The sequence below is a fragment of the Paraburkholderia kirstenboschensis genome, from assembly GCF_904848585.1.
GTDB classification, from domain to species: Bacteria; Pseudomonadota; Gammaproteobacteria; order Burkholderiales; family Burkholderiaceae; genus Paraburkholderia; species Paraburkholderia kirstenboschensis.
In genome coordinates this window covers 635,249-651,953 of the sequence record NZ_CAJHCR010000001.1, presented here as the reverse complement: position 1 = coordinate 651,953, position 16,705 = coordinate 635,249, and the positions used below count along the sequence as shown (strand labels likewise).

15 protein-coding genes are annotated in these 16,705 nt (G+C 63.0%); 5 read left to right on the top strand and 10 right to left on the bottom strand.

Going from position 1 to position 16,705, the window contains the following annotated elements:
* Positions 1-3: 3 nt before the first annotated feature.
* The 3 genes from JMY24_RS03010 to JMY24_RS03000 all read right to left on the bottom strand — a co-directional run bounded on the left by JMY24_RS03010 (position 4) and on the right by JMY24_RS03000 (position 2,551).
* Complete coding sequence (locus tag JMY24_RS03010) at positions 4-915, bottom strand: alpha/beta fold hydrolase (protein WP_128595527.1); 912 nt, start codon at positions 913-915, stop codon at positions 4-6.
* A gap of 287 nt (positions 916-1,202) precedes the next feature.
* Positions 1,203-1,844, bottom strand: coding sequence for a CoA transferase subunit B (locus tag JMY24_RS03005; protein ID WP_128595528.1), 642 nt, complete (start codon positions 1,842-1,844; stop codon positions 1,203-1,205).
* 2 nt (positions 1,845-1,846) lie between these two features.
* Entirely contained in the window at positions 1,847-2,551 is a 705-nt protein-coding gene (locus tag JMY24_RS03000) for a CoA transferase subunit A (RefSeq protein ID WP_128591947.1), read from the bottom strand.
* 240 nt (positions 2,552-2,791) lie between these two features.
* Here JMY24_RS03000 and JMY24_RS02995 point away from each other — a divergent pair, with 240 nt between their 5' ends.
* On the top strand, positions 2,792-3,337 hold the full coding sequence (locus tag JMY24_RS02995; protein ID WP_020069520.1) for a LuxR C-terminal-related transcriptional regulator: 546 nt from the start codon (positions 2,792-2,794) through the stop codon (positions 3,335-3,337).
* Between the two features lie 137 nt (positions 3,338-3,474).
* Here the strand turns inward: JMY24_RS02995 and JMY24_RS02990 are convergent, their stop codons facing one another.
* Entirely contained in the window at positions 3,475-3,918 is a 444-nt protein-coding gene (locus JMY24_RS02990) for an acyl-CoA thioesterase (RefSeq protein WP_128591949.1), read from the bottom strand.
* Positions 3,919-4,157: 239 nt separating this feature from the next.
* Entirely contained in the window at positions 4,158-4,934 is a 777-nt protein-coding gene (locus JMY24_RS02985; protein ID WP_128591951.1) for an SDR family oxidoreductase, read from the bottom strand.
* A gap of 187 nt (positions 4,935-5,121) precedes the next feature.
* On the opposite strand from JMY24_RS02985, the gene JMY24_RS02980 reads away from it, so the two are divergent.
* On the top strand, positions 5,122-6,795 hold the full coding sequence (locus JMY24_RS02980; protein ID WP_201701375.1) for an electron transfer flavoprotein-ubiquinone oxidoreductase: 1,674 nt from the start codon (positions 5,122-5,124) through the stop codon (positions 6,793-6,795).
* Between the two features lie 58 nt (positions 6,796-6,853).
* Here the strand turns inward: JMY24_RS02980 and JMY24_RS02975 are convergent, their stop codons facing one another.
* From JMY24_RS02975 to JMY24_RS02960, 4 genes are all read right to left on the bottom strand, one after another.
* Positions 6,854-8,329 carry a glycosyltransferase family 9 protein gene (locus JMY24_RS02975; RefSeq protein WP_201701374.1) on the bottom strand — a complete coding sequence of 492 codons (1,476 nt, stop codon included), beginning with the start codon at positions 8,327-8,329 and terminating at the stop codon, positions 6,854-6,856.
* Positions 8,330-8,379: 50 nt separating this feature from the next.
* Positions 8,380-9,480 (bottom strand): chorismate synthase, encoded by a 1,101-nt coding sequence (gene aroC, locus JMY24_RS02970; RefSeq protein ID WP_128584746.1) that lies wholly within the window; start codon positions 9,478-9,480, stop codon positions 8,380-8,382.
* Between the two features lie 101 nt (positions 9,481-9,581).
* A complete protein-coding gene (locus tag JMY24_RS02965; protein ID WP_201701373.1) occupies positions 9,582-11,555 on the bottom strand; it encodes an MFS transporter in 1,974 nt (657 codons plus the stop codon).
* A 210-nt stretch (positions 11,556-11,765) separates the two neighbouring features.
* The gene (locus JMY24_RS02960) at positions 11,766-12,224 is read right to left on the bottom strand and encodes a CBS domain-containing protein (protein WP_020069514.1); all 459 of its coding nucleotides are present in this window, start codon (positions 12,222-12,224) and stop codon (positions 11,766-11,768) included.
* Between the two features lie 241 nt (positions 12,225-12,465).
* Between JMY24_RS02960 and JMY24_RS02955 the strand changes: the two genes are divergently transcribed.
* From JMY24_RS02955 to JMY24_RS02945, 3 genes are all read left to right on the top strand, one after another.
* Complete coding sequence (locus tag JMY24_RS02955; RefSeq protein WP_201701579.1) at positions 12,466-13,845, top strand: O-acetylhomoserine aminocarboxypropyltransferase; 1,380 nt, start codon at positions 12,466-12,468, stop codon at positions 13,843-13,845.
* Positions 13,842-14,675 carry an alpha/beta fold hydrolase gene (locus tag JMY24_RS02950; RefSeq protein ID WP_201701372.1) on the top strand — a complete coding sequence of 278 codons (834 nt, stop codon included), beginning with the start codon at positions 13,842-13,844 and terminating at the stop codon, positions 14,673-14,675. Before JMY24_RS02955 ends, JMY24_RS02950 begins: the two co-directional genes overlap by 4 nt.
* A gap of 241 nt (positions 14,676-14,916) precedes the next feature.
* Positions 14,917-15,237 (top strand): Mpo1-like protein, encoded by a 321-nt coding sequence (locus JMY24_RS02945; protein WP_027776586.1) that lies wholly within the window; start codon positions 14,917-14,919, stop codon positions 15,235-15,237.
* Positions 15,238-15,274: 37 nt separating this feature from the next.
* Here JMY24_RS02945 and JMY24_RS02940 read toward each other — a convergent pair whose 3' ends face one another.
* On the bottom strand, positions 15,275-16,588 hold the full coding sequence (locus JMY24_RS02940; protein ID WP_128595531.1) for a YihY family inner membrane protein: 1,314 nt from the start codon (positions 16,586-16,588) through the stop codon (positions 15,275-15,277).
* Positions 16,589-16,705 lie beyond the last annotated feature (117 nt).

The window sequence follows — 16,705 nt, the reverse complement described above, 5'->3', positions numbered from 1 at the left end:
ATATTATGACGCGTCGCCGCCATTGCCGATAAAGAACCGCTTCGCAATGTCGATCTGATCCGCCGAAAGAAACGCCGGCGCGTGCCCGACACCGCTGATCTCGACGCTCGACACCGCACGCCCCGTCTCGACCATCCTGGCGACCGTTTCACGCGACAGCAGATCGGAAAGCTCGCCCCTCACCACCAGCACCGGCCCCTGGAAGGACGCAAGCGAATGCCATAGCGCGGCCTCGCCCAGTTTCGCGGTTTCTTCGGTGGTCGCGGCAAAGGGCTGCGCAATGCGCGGATCGTAGCGGAACAGCCATGTGCCGTTCTCTTCACGAATCAGCGGCGTATTGATCTCGCGCCATTCTTCCGCCGTAAGCGGACCGAAGCTGCGCGCGAGGAACGCCGCGTGATCGATGCCTTGCCGCAGCGAGTCGAAGCGCACGGGCTTGCCGAGATAATCGCCGATACGCTTGACGGCCTCCGGCTCCAGATGCGGACCGACATCGTTCAGCAGCAGCTTGCGGATAGGCGTGTCCGCGAGGCCCGCGAGGCCGAGCCCAATGAGACCGCCCATTGACGTGCCGAACCAGTCGACCGTTTCCACATTCAGCCGCGCAATCAGCGTCACCATGTCGGCGACATATTGCGGCACGCTGTATAAGTTTGGGTTGCCGAGCCACGAAGACAAGCCCCGGCCCGCCACATCAGGACAGACCACGCGGTAGGTACCGGCGAACTGTGCCGCTAACCGGTCGAAGTCGCGCCCCGAGCGCGTCAGGCCATGCACGCACAACAGCACCCGCGGATTGTCGGGATCGCCCCACTCGGTGTAGGCAATACGATGCAGGCCCGCGGCGCTCGCGCACTGCACATAACGTTGACGCGGCGCGGGCCGCTCGCCGGCGAAAGCTGTCGTTACGGTCATTTGTGGTCCTTGCAAAAGCGCTGCGCATGTGGCCTGGTGCGCCGTAACGCGGCGCAAAGAGACAGGCGGCGAAACTTCAAGTGATTGCTTCGAACGATTGTAAACCGCTTTGCCGCGTGACAAGGATCGGCCAGAAGGCATAGGACGAACGCAGCAAAACCCAGTGCCGCAAAAAGAAAAGCGGGCGAGACTCACGCCTCGCCCGCTTTACCCGTTTTTTGCCGTTTTTCTCGCCGCCTTGGCCGACTGCACATGCATCAGCCCGGCGGCAAACCCGACTACCGCGGTCAGCTCACCGCACTCACATCGAGCGGCGCGCCCGTCTTCGCCTTGATCTCGTCGACGCTCACGCCAGGCGCCAGTTCGGTCACCTTCAGGCCGTCGTCAGTGACTTCGATCACGCCGAGGTCGGTGATGATCTGATCCACCACGCCCACGCCCGTCAACGGCAGCGTGCATTCTTCGAGAATCTTGTGCTGATCGCCCTTCGCGACGTGCTCCATCAGCACGACCACGCGCTTGACGCCTGCTACCAGATCCATCGCGCCGCCCATGCCCTTGATCATCTTGCCGGGGATCATCCAGTTGGCCAGGTCGCCCTTCTTGCTGATCTGCATGGCGCCCAGAATCGCCAGATTGATGTGCCCGCCGCGAATCATCGCGAACGAATCCGCCGACGAAAAAATCGACGAGCCCGGCAGCGTGGTCACCGTCTGCTTGCCCGCGTTGATGAGGTCGGCGTCTACTTCGTCTTCGGTCGGCGACGGGCCGATGCCGAGCAGGCCGTTTTCCGACTGCAGCCACACTTCGACGCCCGTCGGCACGTGGTTCGCCACCAGCGTCGGCAGGCCGATACCGAGGTTCACATAGAAACCGTCCTGCAATTCCTTCGCCGCGCGCGCGGCCATTTCGTCACGAGTCCATGCCATGATCAGTCTCCTTTCGCGCGGACGACGCGTTGTTCGATGCGTTTTTCCGGATGCGCATTGAGCACGATGCGCTGAACGAAGATGCCAGGCGTATGAATCGCGTCCGGATCGAGCTCGCCTACCTCGACGATTTCCTCGACTTCCGCGACGGTGATCTTGCCGGCCATCGCACACATCGGGTTGAAGTTGCGCGCCGTGCGGCGATAGATCAGGTTGCCCGACTTGTCCGCCTTCCATGCCTTGACGAGCGCGATGTCCGCCGTCAGCGAATGTTCGAGCACGTAGTGGTTTTCGCCGAACTGGCGGGTTTCCTTGCCTTCGGCGATCAGCGTGCCGTAGCCGGTATTGGTGAAGAAGGCCGGAATACCCGAGCCGCCCGCGCGCAGCTTCTCGGCAAGCGTGCCTTGCGGCGTGAATTCCAGCTCGAGTTCACCGGCCAGATACTGGCGCTCGAACTCCTTGTTCTCGCCGACATACGACGAGATCATCTTCTTGATCTGGCGCGTCTCGAGCAGCAGACCGAGGCCGAATCCGTCGACACCCGCGTTGTTGCTGATGCAGGTAATGTTTTGCACCTTGGTGTCGCGCAGCGCCGCGATCAGCGCCTCGGGAATGCCGCACAGCCCGAAGCCGCCGACGGCGAACGTCTGCCCGTCCTTGACGATGTCCTTCAGCGCCTCGGCGGCGCCTGGGTAGACTTTGTTCATCAGTATGTCCCTTCCTTTATGGAAACCTGAAACCGTTTTCTTGCGGCTCGTGTGACGCGCTCAGGCGCGGCCCGACACGTCATTCTAGTCATCCGGCGGGTGCTGTGCGTCGAGCCTATGTAAAGCTTCGCGCAAACGCGCCCACGGACGCCTCACCGCGTTCTCATGTGCCCGAAAGAGTACGCTGCGTGCGCCATACGGCACAATACGCAAAAATACATAAGTACTTGCCGCCAGCCCATGCCCGCACTGGATTACCAAACCGCTTTTCATCTCGCGCCGATCGGGCTCGTGCTGTCGCGTGAGCGCATTATCGAAGACTGCAATGACGAACTGGCGTCGATCTTCGGCTGTCCGCGCGAGGCGCTGCTCGGGCAGTCGTTCCAGATTCTGTATCCGTCCGCGGACGAATTCGAGCGGATCGGCGCACGGATCCCGCCGATCATGACCGCCCAGGGCAGCTATGCCGACGACCGCATCATGAAACGCGCCAATGGCGAGCTGTTCTGGTGCCACGTGACGGGCCGCGCGCAGCGGCGCACCGACCCGCACGCAGCGGGCGTCTGGACTTTCGAGGATCTAAGCGCGACGCGGCGCGTGGCGGTCGAGTTGACGCCTCGCGAGCGGGAAATCGCCGCGCAACTGGTGACGGGCAAAACCAGCAAACAGATTGGACGGGCGCTGGAAATCAGCCCACGCACCGTCGACGTGTATCGCGCCCGGTTGATGCGCAAATACGATACGGGTAACGCTACTGAGCTGTTGCAACGCCTGCTCGGGCATTGACTGGCGCAGCCGCGCCGCGACACCGCTTCGTGCGAAGTCGAGGTAGGAGGTGAAACGGTAAAGTGAGGCCGCGAAGCCAAGCCTCAAATTGCGGCTCGACTTTGGGCCACCAAGTCGAACCGCAATGAATGGCGAACTTATGCGGCCGGCTCAGCCGCTTTCACCAGCGCGGCGCGCTCGATTGTCGCGCGCAACATGTCAGGAACCGGCACCGACTTGCCGGCCGCGTAGTCGATCCACACGCAGCGGGCGGCGCCGCGCGCATAGACGGTGCGGGGATCGTCTGCACGCACGAGTTCGAACCCCGTGTCGAAACTGCTGCGGCCGGGCGTCGCCACGCTCATGCGGCCGATCACGTCGCCGGGGTAATGCAGCTGCTTGAGAAACTCCATCGACGCATTCACGATCACCGGCCCCTGCCCATCCGCATTGCTGCCGGCGAGGCCGAGTTGCTCGAACCAGGAGATACGCACCTGCTCCATGTAGCGGAAATAGACCGTGTTGTTCACATGGCCGAATGCGTCCATGTCGCCCCAGCGGATCGGCATCGACATCTCGAAAACTGCGTGAAAATCGCTCATCGTGCTTCTGCTCTTCTTACTTCTCAAGGGATTGAATCGGGTGAAACCGTGGCCAGCCGGGCCGATGCCTGCACCTTAGCGCAGACGTCTTATTGGCAGAAGGCCCGCGCGCGTAAAAGAGCTTCTTCGAAATTGCGTTAATCGCCTGGCGCGCGGGACGATGCGCAGCGCACCGCGCGCCGAATCACCCCTTGACGCGACGCCCCCCCCAAATCACGCCTCGACTCGTACGCAGGCGTTCAGGCGAGACCGAAGCCGTCGTCGGCGGCGATCACCGAGCCGTTGATGAACTGCGATTCGTCCGCCGCCAGCAATAGCAGCAATCCGTCCAGGTCTTCAGGCTTGCCGACGCGATGGCGCGGCAGCATGGACACGAGCTTTTGCCCCTGCTCGGTCGACCAGTGATGATGATTGATCTCCGTGTCGATATAACCCGGACAAATGGCGTTCACATTGATGCCGTGCTTGCCCCATTCGAGCGCCATGGCTTTCGTCATGTGGACGACTGCCGCCTTGCTCATCGAATAGAGGCCGATTTGCGGCAATACGCGCAGGCCCGCCATTGACGCGATATTGATGATCCGGTACGACGGTTTCTGCGCGCTGTTGCCGCGCATGATCATGCGCTTGGCCACTTCCTGCGCGACGAAGAACGCGCCGCGGGTGTTGGTGTCGAACACATATTCGAAGTCGGCCGGCGTGACTTCTGACAGCTTCTGCGTAGTCGACACGCCCGAGTTGTTCACCAGAATGTCGATGGTGCCCGCCTCGGTCTCCGCATGCGCGACCGCCGACTTGATGCTCTGGTAATCGGTCACATCAAGCGAAACGACGTGCGCCGCGCCGCCCGACGCCTCGATTTCGGCGCGCAGTTCCTTCAGACGCTCGGTCCGCCGGCTCGCCAGCACGACCTTGGCGCCCGCCTGCGACAATACCTGAGCAAAGCGCTTTCCCAACCCGCTCGAGGCGCCTGTGATGAGCGCCACTTTGCCTTCCAGATTGATCGAACGGCCCATTGTCGTTCCTTGTTCGGTTGTAGTTGCGAATACGGTTGACGGTCGCGCTCTGGCTCATGCTCGGGTCAATACCCTAGCACACAAATAGAACGCTCGTGCTAATCTCTGCTGATCGGGTTGCGGTGCAAGAGACCATCGCCCACAATACGATCCCGAAAAAAGCATTCTAACGGTAAGAGGAGCATCAATGACCCCCGCAAGTCTCATTGAGCAGTACGGCCCGCGCGAGTCGATGGAATACGACGTCGTGATCGTCGGCGGCGGCCCGGCTGGCTTGTCCGCGGCGATCCGCCTGAAGCAGCTGGCGGCCGACAAGGGCGTCGAGCTTGGCGTCTGCGTGCTGGAAAAAGGCTCGGAGATCGGGGCGCACATCCTCTCGGGCGCGGTCATGGACCCCCGCGCGTTAAATGAACTGATTCCCGACTGGAAGGAAAAAGGCGCGCCTCTGGACGTCGAAGTCACCGAAGACCGCTTCCTGTTCCTCTCGGAAACCGGCGCGAAGAGCGTGCCGATCTGGGCGCTGCCCGACAATTTCAAGAATCACGGCAACTACGTGATCAGCCTCGCCAACGTCACGCGTTGGCTGGGCCAGCAGGCCGAAGCGCTGGGCGTGGAGATTTTCCCCGGCTTTCCCGCTGCGGAGGTGCTCTACAACGACGACGGTTCGGTAAAAGGCGTCGCCACGGGCAACCTGGGCATCGGCAAAGATGGCCAGCCGACCGAGAATTTCCAGCTCGGCATGGAACTGCACGCCAAGTACACGCTTTTCTGCGAAGGCGCGCGCGGGCATCTCGGGCGTCAGCTGAACGAGAAGTTCAGGCTGCGCGACGGCGTCGATCCGCAGGTCTACGGCATCGGCATCAAGGAGTTGTGGGAGATCGATCCGTCGAAACACAAGCCGGGGCTCGTGATGCACACGGCCGGCTGGCCTTTGCAGACGGACACGTACGGCGGCTCGTTCCTCTATCACATGGACAACAACCAGGTGGTGGTCGGCTTTGTGGTCGGCCTCGGCTATACGAATCCGTATCTCTCGCCGTTCGAGGAATTCCAGCGCTACAAGACGCATCCGGCGATTCGTCATTTTCTCGAAGGCGGCAAGCGCGTGTCGTACGGCGCGCGCGCGATCACCGCGGGCGGCCTGATGTCGCTGCCGAAGCTCGTGTTCCCCGGCGGCGCACTGGTTGGCGACGACGCGGGCTTCCTGAACGCATCGCGGATCAAGGGCTCGCATGCGGCGATCAAGACCGGCATGCTCGCCGCCGATGCTGCTTTTGAAGCCGTGCAGGCAGGCCGCACGAGCGACGAGCTCACGGCTTATCCCGAATCTTTCAAGACTTCGTGGCTGCACACGGAGCTTTACAAGGCCCGCAACTTCAAGCAGTGGATGAGCAAGGGCCTGTACCTCGGCACGTTGATGGTCGGTATCGAGCAGAAGGTGCTCGGCGGCAATGTGCCGTGGACGCTGCACCATCAGCATTCCGATCATGAGATGCTCAAGCCCGCGTCGCAATGCACGCCGATCACATACCCGAAGCCGGACGGCAAGCTGACCTTCGACCGATTGTCTTCAGTGTTCATATCGAACACGAATCACGAAGAGAATCAGCCCGCTCACTTGACGCTGAAAGATCCCACGGTGCCGGTGAACGTGAACTGGCAGACGTATGCGGGTCCGGAGTCGCGTTACTGCCCGGCGGCCGTTTATGAGTTCGTGAAGAACGACGACGGCAGCGAACGGCTGGTAATCAACGCGCAGAACTGCGTGCACTGCAAGACGTGCGACATCAAGGACCCGACGCAGAACATCGTGTGGGTGACACCTGAAGGCGGCGGCGGGCCGAACTACCCGAACATGTGAGCGGCGCCTCGCCTTCGCAACATATGCAGACGACCTCTGCGTTGCGAAGGCAACCCGCTCAGCCGCGCACCATTCCTTCGATGCGCGCGCGCACCCGCGCCACGACCGGTGCCCAGGCGCCCACTGCCGGTTGCCGGAACAGTTCGATCGAATCGTACCAGGGCGTAACCGGCGCCCCCACTCCCCAGAACCATGCCGATACGTGATCGATCATCAAACACGTCGGTACGCCGAGCGCGCCTGCCAGATGGGCAGGCCCGCTGTCGATCGTGACCACCAGATCGAGATTCGCCAGCAGCGCGGCGACATCGTCGAACCCAGCTTCAAAGTAACGAGTAGGATCGACGACGTCGAAGCCCCTTGCACGCCATTGCACGACCGTCTCACCACGTCCTGGCGACAGCGCGAAATACGTGACACCGGCCACGCTCAATAACGGCTCAAGTTGCTCGATTGGCACCGAACGCCGCGCATCGCGGATATGGTCCGGATTCCCATTCCACACGAGTCCCACTTTGCGATTACCGGGTTTGCCGTCGACGCAGGCTTGCACCCACCGCTGCCACGGTTGCAGACGTTGCGGGTCGGCGCTCAGATAGGGCGCGCCCCAACCCGTCGCCTCGAAAATGCCTAGACGTAAAGGCAAGCTCATCAGCCCGCAATGAAAATCAGGCTGCGTTTCGAGGCTTGTTTCGAGCCGCAGGTCGGCAGGCAGCGTCCGTTCGAAAAGATGTCGCAACGGCCCGTCGTGACCGAAAATGACCTGGCCGCCCTCGCGCCGCGCACGTTCGGCGAGCAGCGGCAGAAAGCGCACTGCCCACAGGCAATCGCCATTGCCCTGCTCGCCGTACACGACGAGGGTCTTGCCCGCCAGCGATTCTCCTTGCCAGGGCGCGCTGATCGCTGCGAGCGCGTGCTGCGCGTTGTTCAGATCGCCGGCGAACGCAAGGCGCGACTCGTAGTGCGCCCAGCCCTCGGCGAAACGCCCGCTGCGGATCTCGAGTTCGGACAAATCGAACAACGCATGCGCGTTATCCGCTGACAATGCGAGCACCTCACGAAGGAGCGCTTCGGCTTCCGCAAAACGCGCTTGCTCCTTGATACACAACGCCAGCTTATGAAGCGCGACGGGATTGCCCGGCACGAGCCGCACCGCTTCAAGCAGCAGATTCTCAGCAGTCGCGAAATCGTCACGATGTTGCGCGGCGGCCGACCGCCAGATCAATGCGTTCGCATCGGCGGGATGTTGTGAGAGCAGAAGTGCCGTGGCGGACTCGACAAGCACCCAATCGCGCACGACGAATGCCGTTTGCGCGATAGTGTGGAGCAGCGTCGGCTCACAGGCTGGATCGGCTCGATACGCGCGCACGAGCGCTCCGAGCGCTTCGCGTTGCAGCGCTTTGTCGCCGCCCGCGTGTTGCAGCAGCGTCTGGCCGAACACGAGACAGTCGCGCGCGACGGCGTGCGGCGCCGCGGCGCGTGCCCGCAACGCCGGAAGGATGTTGTCCGCCGGCTGGCTGGAGAGATGATTCATGCGAAAAGCGCAGTTCGCGCAATGCGATTGAAACGCGCGAACCGCGCCCTTTACGGCGCGCTTGCTGCGATCTTCGGCGTATTCACCGAGACGTCGCCACATTGCGCGCGGTGGCGCAACGCATGGTCGATCAGCACCAGCGCAAGCATGGATTCCGCGATGGGCGTGGCGCGAATGCCGACGCACGGGTCATGCCGCCCGAACGTCTCGACAATCGCCGGTTGCCCCGCTTTGTCGATTGAGCGGCGCGGCGTACGAATGCTCGACGTCGGCTTGATGGCGATCGACACGGTAATGTCCTGGCCGGTGGAAATACCGCCAAGCACACCGCCAGCGTTATTGCCGACGAAGCCTTCGGGCGTGAGTTCGTCGCCATGCACGGAGCCGCGCTGCGCGACGCTCGCGAACCCCGCACCGATCTCCACGCCCTTCACTGCGTTGATACCCATCATGGCGTGAGCGATGTCCGCGTCGAGCCGGTCGAACAACGGCTCGCCGAGCCCGACGGGCACGCCCGACGCCACTACGTTGATGCGGGCGCCAATCGAGTCGCCCTCTTTGCGCAGCGCGTCCATATACGCTTCGAGTTGCGGCACGATGTCCGCGTTCGGCACGAAGAACGGGTTCTCGCGCACATGCGCCCAGTCGACGAACGGCACGTCGATCTCGCCAAGCGCGGCCATGTAGCCACGAATTTCAGTGCCGAATTTCTCGCGCAACCATTTCTTTGCGACGGCACCGGCCGCGACCGTAGGCGCTGTCAAACGCGCCGACGAACGGCCGCCGCCGCGATAGTCGCGAATGCCGTACTTTTGCCAGTACGTGTAGTCGGCGTGGCCGGGACGAAACGTGTCCGCGATATTGCCGTAGTCTTTGCTGCGCTGGTCCGTATTGCGGATCAGCAGCGCAATGGGTGCACCAGTGGTGGTTCCCTCGAACACGCCTGACAGAATCTCGACCTTGTCTTCTTCCTGACGCTGCGTGACGTGGCGCGACGTGCCCGGCTTGCGGCGGTCGAGCTCCAGCTGGATGTCGGCTTCGGTGAGCGCCATGCCCGGCGGGCAGCCGTCGATCACGCAGCCGATAGCCGGGCCGTGCGATTCGCCGAAGGTCGTGACAGTAAAAAGCGTACCGAGCGTGTTGCCGGACATGAGCGTCGTCCAAAGGAATGCGGGGAAGACGCTATTATGCCAGCCCCTCGCAGCCCGGGACGCGCCGCGCGCCGGCTTATGACTTCAGGACAAGATCACGGCTACTTCCGCGCCCCGCGCAAGTCGGTGACGATTCTCTGAAGCAGCTCGGGCGTGGCGAGCGCCGGCTCGATCGGCTCGCCTACCGCCAGGGTCAGCCGGCTCATCACGCCCTTTTGCACGGGGCGCGGCCAGCGTGCGTCGTCGGCTCGGGAAAACACACTGCCCCACAGGCCACGCAACGCCATTGGAATGACCGGCGCGGGCGTACGTGCAATGATTTCCGTGACCCCGTGACGGAACTGATTCATGTCGCCGGTCCGGGTGAGCTTGCCTTCGGGAAAGATGCAGACCAGTTCGCCGTCGGCAAGCGCCTGTGCGCAACGCTCGTAAGCGCGCGCCAGCACCTGCGGGTCCTGATGCGCGGGCGCTATCGGAATCGCCTTCGCATGACGAAAAACCCAGCCCGCGAACCAGGTTTTGAAGATCTGATGGTCCATTACGAAGCGAATCGGCCGTGGACTCTCGGCCATGATCACGACCGCATCCACGAAGCTCACGTGATTGCACACGAGCACGGCCGCGCCTTCTTCTGGAATCCGCTCCGCGTGCACGAGGCGGATCCGATAGAACGTGTGCACGAGCACCCATGCGATAAAGCGCAGCAGGAACTCGGGCACCAGTGAATAGATGTAGGTCGCCACCACGATGTTGAGCAGCGCGGTCACGAGAAAAATGGCCGGAATACTGAAGCCGGCCGATGTCAGCCCGACCGCCATCAACGCCGAGACGATCATGAACAGCGAATTGAGAATATTGTTCGCGGCGATGATGCGCGCCCGGTGGCTCGGCTGGCTGCGGCTCTGGATCAGTGCATAAAGCGGCACGCTGTAGAAACCGCCGAACATGGCCAGCAGAAACAGATCGGCAAGCACGCGCCAATGCGCGGCGCGCACGAGGAACTCGCCGACGCTCAACAAGTGACCCGCGGCCGGCAACGCGTGGCTTGCGAAAAACAGGTCGATGGCGAACACGCTCATGCCGATCGAGCCGAGCGGCACGAGGCCGATCTCGATACGCCGCTTGGACAGCTTCTCGCACAGCAGCGAGCCGAGACCGATACCGACCGAGAAGGTGCCGAGCAGCACCGTCACGACGTCCGGATTGGCCGACAGCACATCTTTCGCAAAGCTGAAGAACGACGACAGGAACGTCGCGCCCACGAACCACAGCCACGATATGCCGAGCAGGCTCAGAAACACCGTGCGGTTTTCGCGCGCGAGCTTGAGGTTGCGCCAGGTCTCGCTGACCGGATTCCAGTTGATGCGCAAATCCGGCTGCGGCGCCGCTGTCACCGGTACGAAGCTCGATACGACGCGCCCCGCGAGCGCAATTGCGACGCAGGCACAAGCCAGCACCAGCGCGCCATGTTCGACGAAACCCGCGCCCGCGCCGCCGACAATCGTGCCCACCAGAATCGCGACGAAGGTGCCCATCTCGACCATGCCGTTGCCGCCGACCAGTTCCTCGCGCGACAGATGCTGCGGCAGGTATGAATACTTGACCGGCCCGAACACGGTCGAATGGACGCCCATCAGAAACGTGCACAGATACAGCAGCGGTGCGCTATGCAGCAGGAAGCCCGCGCCGCCGATCAGCATGACGACGATCTCGAAGGTCTTCACGAAGCGCGTGAGCATCGCCTTGTCGTACTTGTCGGCGATCTGTCCGGACGTGGCCGACAACAACACGAAAGGCAAAATGAAGATTGCCGAAATCATGAACGCCGCGGTCTTCGGGTCGACGCCTGAGAACCGCGCCGCCTGAAACGTGACGAGCGACGTGAAACCAATCTTGAAGACGTTGTCGTTCATCGCGCCCAGAAATTGCGTCCAGAAAAACGGCGCAAAGCGACGCTGGCTCAGCAGCTTGAACTGCGATTCGTGCTGGCCATGCTGGCGCGCCGCACGGTGGGCGGCGGCCGATCGCGACGTGGGCTGCGTGGGTGGCGTGGGGGGCAACGGGCTTTGACTCATGAAGTTCGTTAAAACGGATTCAGTAGCAGGCGTGAAGAAAAACGGCTGAAGGTCACATGGGGAACCTTGACGGCGCGCACAAAAAAAGCGCGCGCTCTCGCGCACGCCTTTATTCGATGTTTCGCCCCGCCGCCGCGCCCGAGCACCGCGGCGCCCTGGTCAGCCAATCACGCGGCAATACCAACGACCCTGCAAGCGGGCCATTGCGCATCAACGCGCCGGCTGCTGCCCCTGCTCTTCCGGCCAGTCGCGGATGTACGCCTTCAGCATGCGGTTTTCGAAGCCCTGCTCCTCGACCACCGCCTTCGCGACGTCGTAGAAAGAAATAACGCCCATCAGCGTGCGGCTCTCCATGACCGGCAGGTAACGCACGTGATGTTCGAGCATCATGCGGCGCACTTCGTTGACGTCCGTTTCCGGCGTGCAGGTGAGCGGATGATCGTCCATGACCTTGCGGATTGTGGACGTGCCCACGCTTCCGCCGTTCTCGCTCAGCGTAAGAATAATCTCGCGGAATGTCAGCATGCCGACCAGGTCGCCGTACTCCATGACGACGAGCGAGCCGATGTCGTGCTCGGCCATGGTGTTGACTGCGTCGTGCAGCGTGGCGTCTGGCGTGACCGTGAAAAGGGTGTTGCCTTTGACTTTAAGAATGTCGCTGACTCGCATGATTTGTCTCCCGAAATACCCGCTAGGCATGGTGATGCATCAATGACTTTCGATCCTAGCGGAAAGGCCCATAAAAGGAAAGCGGCCCGCCCATCAAGGCGCGGCGGGCTTACGCCGCCCTGCAAAGGCCGCGCGGCGCGCATGTGCATGGGGAAAACCGCGCTTGAAGCGGTTCGGGCCGGTGATACGATGGCCGCCACTTTCACCTTTCGCGAGGCTGTCCGTGGCCTCGCCGACCCGCATGTCCGCCAACCGTTTCGATACGCTTGCGCTGCACGCCGGCGCCGCTCCCGACCCCGCCACCGGCGCGCGCGCCACGCCGATCTATCAGACCACGTCGTTCTCGTTTCGCGACTCGGACCACGCGGCCGCGCTCTTCAACATGGAGCGCGCGGGCCACGTCTACTCGCGCATTTCGAATCCGACCGTGGCCGTATTCGAAGAGCGGGTTGCCGCGCTCGAAAACGGCGCGGGCGCGATCGGCACGGCAAGCGGTCAGGCCGCCTTGCATCTGGCAATCGTCACGCTAATGGGCGCGGGCTCGCACATCGTCGCTTCGAGCGCGCTATACGGCGGCTCACACAATCTGCTGCATTACACGTTGCGGCGCTTCGGCATCGAGACCACCTTCGTCAAACCCGGCGATGCCGACGCATGGCGCGCGGCTCTGCGCCCCAACACGCGCCTGCTGTTCGGCGAAACGCTCGGCAATCCGGGCCTCGACGTGCTCGACATCGCAACCGTGGCGCAGATTGCCCATGAGCACCGAGTGCCGCTTCTCGTCGATTCGACGTTCACCACGCCATATCTGCTGAAGCCTTTCGAGCACGGCGCCGACTTCGTCTATCACTCGGCGACCAAATTCCTGGGCGGCCACGGCACGACCATTGGCGGCGTGCTGGTGGACGGCGGCACGTTCGACTTCGACGCCTCCGGGCGCTTCCCGGAATTGACCGAGCCTTACGACGGTTTTCACGGCATGGTATTCAGCGAGGAAAGCACCGCCGCTCCCTTCCTGCTGCGCGCTCGCCGCGAAGGCTTGCGCGACTTCGGCGCGTGCCTGCATCCGCAAGCCGCGTGGCAGCTTCTGCAAGGCATTGAAACGCTGCCCTTGCGGATGGAGCGGCACGTGGCCAACACACGCCGCGTGGTCGAGTTCCTGGCCGGTCATGCGGCGGTCGAAGCCGTCGCGTATCCGGAGTTGCCGACGCATCCCGATCACGCGCTCGCAAGGCGTCTGCTGCCGCGTGGCGCGGGCGCCGTATTCAGCTTCAATCTGCGCGGCGACCGCGCCGCCGGCCGCAGTTTTATCGAAGCACTCTCGCTGTTCTCGCACCTCGCGAACGTGGGCGACGCGCGCTCGCTGGTGATCCATCCCGCTTCCACGACCCACTTTCGCATGGACGCCGCCGCGCTCGCCGCAGCCGGCATAGCCGAAGGCACGATCCGGTTGTCGATCGGCCTCGAGGACCCCGACGACCTCATCGACGACCTGAAACGCGGGCTGAAGGCCGCACAGAAAGCGTCTGGCTCAGCGGCGCCGCGAAGCGCGAAATCTGTTTCCGCCGAACCTCACGGCTCGGGCTCCCCCGCGTCAGGTTCCGGCCAGGAGTCCGCATGATTCTCGACGTTCAAGGTAAAGCCGCCTACGCCTACACCGGCGGCAAACCGTTCGACGCCAGTCTGCCAAGCACCGTCTTCATCCACGGCGCGGAGCACGACCATAGCGTATGGGCGCTGCAGACGCGCTACTTCGCGCATCACGGCTTCGGCGTGCTCGCCGTGGATCTGCCTGGGCACTGCCGCAGCGCCGGCCCGGCGCTACGCACGGTCGCGGCCATGGCCGACTGGCTCGCCGCATTGCTCGACGCCGCGGGCGTGCAGCGCGCATTCGTAGCCGGCCACAGCATGGGCTCGCTCGTCGCGCTCGACTTCGCGGGCCGCTATCCGCAGCGAACCACTCACCTGGCTTTGCTCGCCACCGCTTTGCCAATGGCCGTCTCCGACACCTTGCTGGAGGCCGCGCTGCACCGCGAGCCCGCAGCGATCGGCATGGTCAATCAATGGTCGCACTCGACGCTCGCCGCGAAGCCTTCGTGCCCCGGTCCCGGCTTCTGGCTGCACGGGATGAATCAGCGGTTGATGGAGCGTGTTTCGGCAAGGGGCGAAGCGAATCTCTTCCACACCGACTTCACCGCGTGCAATACGTACGCCGACGGCCTCGCGCGGGCCGCGCAGATTCGCTGCGCGACGCGCGTCGTTGTCGGCCGGCGCGATGCGATGACGCCGCCGAGAGCCGCGAAGGCGTTGGCCGATGCGCTGACGCAAGCAGGCGCACCGGTAGACACGGTAACGCTCGACGCCGGTCACGCGCTGATGACCGAGCAGCCGGACGCCACGCTCGACGCGCTGTTCAGCTTCGCTTGCACACCGCCACGCGACGCGGGCTAGCCGATGGGCGGTTGCAAGCCGGCGGCTTCACGTTTTGCAAGCCGTGAAAAGCCCTCACGATAGCGGCTGCGAAACGTCGGCGCCATCGTCCGAACGGCCAGGTTGCGCGAGGCACACGATAGCCGCACAATGGATCGAGCCTGTCCTTATCGAGGCGCCGCAGGCATGCAGGCGCGCTCGGGAAAAGAGAGTTCGCAGCGGCGGGCGCGCAATCGCAACGCGTAGCAATACGGAGGCCGTTATGGCTCATACCGCGCACACCGACCACTTCGCGAACTTCGCGGAGTTTTACCCGTACTACCTGAGCGAGCATCGCAACCAGGTCTCGCGGCGTCTGCATTTCGTGGGATCGCTCGGGGTCATCGGCTGTCTCGCCATGGCACTTGCCACCGGCGACTGGCTATGGCTGCCGGCCGCCGTCATCTGCGGATACGGCTTTGCCTGGGTCGGACATTTTTTCTTCGAGAAGAACCGGCCGGCAACCTTCCGTCATCCGCTTTACAGCCTGATGGGCGACTGGGTGATGTTCAAGGACATCTGCGTGGGCAAGATCTCGTTGTAGACCAGGCGCCTGATAGATCCGCCGCCTCGCACGACGCCTACGCCGCCTGATGCGGCATGGAGGACGCGCCGCGCTCGTTCTGTTCGGCTTCCGACTCGCGTGCCGCGGCACGGGCCGCGATCAGCGTCGCGAGCGTCACTTTGAGTTTGTCGTTCTCGAGCGCCGCCAGCAGCGTGGCGCCGTCCACCCGAGTAGACGCGAGCTGAAGCTGATACTCGAGCTCCGCGCGATCTATGACAAAGAGGTCGTAGACCTGCTGGACGGTGATCTGCGCCGGGTTCGCCAGCAGCAGGAAGTGCGGGCGCGAGCCGTCTTCCTCCAGTTGCGCGATCCATTCGATCTGTTCGAGCCGTTGCAGCAGATTAATGGTGGTATCCATATCGCGGCGGAGCATTCGCGAAAGCTCCGGCACCGTGTAGCCGCGCTTGCCGGCGTCGCGCGCTTCGCAAAGCCGTGCAAGCAGTTCGAGCGAATCGAAGAGATTGCTACCCTCGAAAGTCGGGCGATGAAACTGGCCGATCCTGATCGCAGGCAACGCCGAGGCGATCATCGCGCCCGCCAGCGTGATGAACCAGCACAGGTACATCCACAGCAGGAAGAGCGGCACTGCCGCGAATGCGCCGTAGACCGCGGTGTAAGTGGGAATTCGGCGCACGTAATAGCCAAAGCCGCGCTTGGAGAGTTCGAAAGCGATTGCCGCAGTGACGCCGCCGATCACCGCATCACGCCACTCCACGCGGCAATTCGGCAGATAGACGTAGAGAATCGTGAACGCGAGCGCCGTCAACGGCAATGCCGCACCCGTGAGCGCCCACTCGATCACCGGCGTCATGCGCTGGGCGGCGCTGAAGGTCATTGACTGCGTGAACAGATACGACGAGATAGAGAGGCTCACGCCAATCAGGATGGGGCCGAGCGTGATGATCGCCCAATACACGAGGATGCGCTGCGCGATAGGCCGCGCCTTGCGCACGCGCCAGATCACATTGAACGCGGATTCAATCGTCATCATGGTCATGACCGCCGTGAGAAACAGCAGCACCATGCCGATGGTGGTCAAGCCTTTCGCCTTCGCGGCGAACTGGTTCAGATATTTGAAAATCTGGCTGTTCAGTTGCGCGGGCATCAGATGATCCGCCAGGAAGAACTGCAGCGACTCCTGGAACGAACTGAAGAGCGGAAACGCGGTGAAGAGCGCAAACGCGACCGTGGCGAGCGGCACCAGCGCGAGCATGGTCGTGAACGTGAGACTGCCGGCCACCTGCGGAATACGGTCTTCGCTGCTGCGCTTCGCGGCGAACTGCGCGAGCCGCTTGAGCGTGTCGAGATCGAAACGCACCCTGGACAACAAACCTGCCTCCTTACTTCGTCGAACCGTGTTTCAGGACCGCATTGCACAACCGTGCGAAGTTCCTGGCGCGCGCCTGGCCGAATGGCCACCAATGGCTGTGAATCGCTGGGAACGGCC

What these genes read in the sequence shown, in the direction of transcription:
- aroC (WP_128584746.1), bottom strand. Translation starts at nt 9,480, where the DNA reads ATGTCCGGCAACACGCTCGGTACGCTTTTTACTGTCACGACCTTCGGC.
- JMY24_RS02985 (WP_128591951.1), bottom strand. Translation starts at nt 4,934, where the DNA reads ATGGGCCGTTCGATCAATCTGGAAGGCAAAGTGGCGCTCATCACAGGC.
- JMY24_RS03005 (WP_128595528.1), bottom strand. Translation starts at nt 1,844, where the DNA reads ATGGCATGGACTCGTGACGAAATGGCCGCGCGCGCGGCGAAGGAATTG.
- JMY24_RS02960 (WP_020069514.1), bottom strand. Translation starts at nt 12,224, where the DNA reads ATGCGAGTCAGCGACATTCTTAAAGTCAAAGGCAACACCCTTTTCACG.
- JMY24_RS02990 (WP_128591949.1), bottom strand. Translation starts at nt 3,918, where the DNA reads ATGAGCGATTTTCACGCAGTTTTCGAGATGTCGATGCCGATCCGCTGG.
- JMY24_RS02950 (WP_201701372.1), top strand. Translation starts at nt 13,842, where the DNA reads ATGATTCTCGACGTTCAAGGTAAAGCCGCCTACGCCTACACCGGCGGC.
- JMY24_RS03000 (WP_128591947.1), bottom strand. Translation starts at nt 2,551, where the DNA reads ATGAACAAAGTCTACCCAGGCGCCGCCGAGGCGCTGAAGGACATCGTC.
- JMY24_RS02945 (WP_027776586.1), top strand. Translation starts at nt 14,917, where the DNA reads ATGGCTCATACCGCGCACACCGACCACTTCGCGAACTTCGCGGAGTTT.
- JMY24_RS02975 (WP_201701374.1), bottom strand. Translation starts at nt 8,329, where the DNA reads ATGAATCATCTCTCCAGCCAGCCGGCGGACAACATCCTTCCGGCGTTG.
- JMY24_RS02965 (WP_201701373.1), bottom strand. Translation starts at nt 11,555, where the DNA reads ATGAGTCAAAGCCCGTTGCCCCCCACGCCACCCACGCAGCCCACGTCG.
- JMY24_RS02955 (WP_201701579.1), top strand. Translation starts at nt 12,466, where the DNA reads ATGTCCGCCAACCGTTTCGATACGCTTGCGCTGCACGCCGGCGCCGCT.
- JMY24_RS02980 (WP_201701375.1), top strand. Translation starts at nt 5,122, where the DNA reads ATGACCCCCGCAAGTCTCATTGAGCAGTACGGCCCGCGCGAGTCGATG.
- JMY24_RS03010 (WP_128595527.1), bottom strand. Translation starts at nt 915, where the DNA reads ATGACCGTAACGACAGCTTTCGCCGGCGAGCGGCCCGCGCCGCGTCAA.
- JMY24_RS02995 (WP_020069520.1), top strand. Translation starts at nt 2,792, where the DNA reads ATGCCCGCACTGGATTACCAAACCGCTTTTCATCTCGCGCCGATCGGG.